The sequence below is a fragment of the Oleiphilus sp. HI0086 genome, from assembly GCF_001635225.1.
The window spans coordinates 1-420 of the sequence record NZ_LWFZ01000321.1 but is presented as its reverse complement, the minus strand read 5'-3'; the positions used below and the strand labels follow the sequence as shown (position 1 = coordinate 420).

Genomic DNA, 420 nt, shown 5'->3' with positions numbered 1-420 from the left:
ATCTGGGGCTATTGCGGTATTTTGAGCTTGGGTCATGGTGCATTTTTCGCGCTTGGTGGCTACGGCATGGGCATGTATTTAATGCGTCAGATTGGTGACCGTGGTGTCTATGGTCACCCTGAGCTACCTGACTTTATGGTCTTTCTGAATTGGCAAGAGCTACCTTGGTTCTGGCAGGGTATGGATCAATTCTGGTTTGCGATGATCATGGTGGCATTGGTGCCTGGCTTGCTAGCTTTCGTGTTCGGTTGGTTGGCATTCAGGTCTCGAGTCACGGGTGTATATCTATCGATCATGACTCAAGCACTGACTTATGCATTGATGCTGTATTTATAATGATCATACATGGTTTTTGTCGGGACCAACGGCTTAACAGATTTCAAAGGGATACTAGGCTTTGATTTACAAGCAGACAGCACG

1 pseudogene is annotated in these 420 nt (G+C 46.7%); it reads left to right on the top strand.

The features are described 5' to 3' along the window. Positions 1-420 (top strand): annotated as a pseudogene (locus tag A3756_RS04030) (urea ABC transporter permease subunit UrtC); the annotation flags it as partial.